Origin of the sequence: Chryseobacterium sp. RLHN22, from assembly GCF_051011795.1 — a bacterium.
GTDB lineage: Bacteria > Bacteroidota > Bacteroidia > Flavobacteriales > Weeksellaceae > Chryseobacterium > Chryseobacterium zhengzhouense.
The window spans coordinates 1-1,369 of the sequence record NZ_JBPCHW010000055.1 but is presented as its reverse complement, the minus strand read 5'-3'; the positions used below and the strand labels follow the sequence as shown (position 1 = coordinate 1,369).

The 1,369-nt window shown below is 35.2% G+C and carries 2 protein-coding genes; both read right to left on the bottom strand.

From position 1 onward, the window contains the following. Positions 1-28: 28 nt before the first annotated feature. Positions 29-871 (bottom strand): IS3 family transposase, encoded by an 843-nt coding sequence (locus tag ACR1PN_RS20450; RefSeq protein WP_433981536.1) that lies wholly within the window; start codon positions 869-871, stop codon positions 29-31. Between the two features lie 23 nt (positions 872-894). Next, entirely contained in the window at positions 895-1,329 is a 435-nt protein-coding gene (locus ACR1PN_RS20445) for a transposase (protein WP_433981535.1), read from the bottom strand. Between the last annotated feature and the right edge of the window lie 40 nt (positions 1,330-1,369).

The window sequence follows — 1,369 nt, the reverse complement described above, 5'->3', positions numbered from 1 at the left end:
GATACAGATTATAGGATAAAAATAATAATTAAACCAAAGCAAAAACGTTTTTGCTTTGGTTTTTAGTTTTATAGGTTTTCATTTTTAATTCAGACTGCTGGTGCATTTGGTTTGGTGTTAAGTAATGGTTTGAAAAATGAGGTCTAATTTCATTATAGATTTGAATTGCCTCATCTACAACACGTCTTCTCAATTTAGTTTCCATATCGTATTTATCAATATCAAATTCTTGTTTTAAAATACCATTAATCCTTTCTGCCACGGCATTCTCATAAGGGTCTGAATTCTGCGTCATGCTGCATTGTATATGGTGCTTTCCCAATAATCTTTGGTATTCATTCGAGCAATATTGTAAACCTCTGTCTGAGTGATGAATCAATGATTTTAAATTAATATTTTTATTTTTCAAAGCTTTTTTTAGAGCCGTCAAACTGCTTTCTGTATTTAAATTGTCTGCAACATGATGTCCCACAATTTTCTTGGAATAAGCATCCGTTATCAGACTCAAATAACTTGGATTCGCTCTGTTTCCAATATAAGTAATGTCTGCCACCCAAACCTGGTTGGGCTTTGTGATCTGATAATCCAATATCATATTCTTGTGCTTTCTGAAGCGGTGATGCGAGTTGGTCGTCACGTGATAACTTCTCCTGGGAACAATCAGTAAATGATTGGCTCGTAAAATATCAAAAAATTTATCTCTGCCAATACTCAGAGATTTCAGAGGTTCTTTTAACATAAAGTAAAGTTTCCTGCCACCTATTTTGGGCTGCATCATACGTTTTTCTTCCACCAGTGTCACTACTTGCTGAGCTTTGCTGATACGAACCGTACTGCGTTTTAAACTTCGATAATAGACTTGTCTATCCAATCCGGACAATCCACAGGTAAAAATTAACGTTTCTTTTTCTGTTCTGCGGAAGTTAGTGATTGTGCGGATGCGGAGTTTTTTCTGATGTCAATCTGATATTCACTCTCTGCAAGATTAATCATCATATCGAAGAAAATTGCCTTTTTATCGGCGATGTAGGCTTGTCTTTCCAGTAATGCTTTTTGTTTTTCGAGCAATTTGACTTCTGCCTCCAATTCCATAATTCTCTGTTCGGGTGTTTTTTGCATAGCATTGGGTATTTGATTGTCCCAATCAAAGGTACCATATTTCTTAAGCCAATTCACAACCGTAGAGCGGGATTGTATTGCATATTTTTTGAGACTTTCGGTAATGCCTAAGTTACCGCATTCAATTTCTTTTACAATCTGAAGTTTCAAACTTAAACTGTAATCTTTCTGTGTACGCTTTACATAAAGCGATTCTAATGGTTCTTTCATAACGATTCTTTTTTGTGTATCGTTATTTCAGGTCTAGACA

Excerpts from the sequence above, each read along its gene's own strand:
- ACR1PN_RS20445 (WP_433981535.1), bottom strand. The coding sequence starts at position 1,329 with ATGAAAGAACCATTAGAATCGCTTTATGTAAAGCGTACACAGAAAGAT.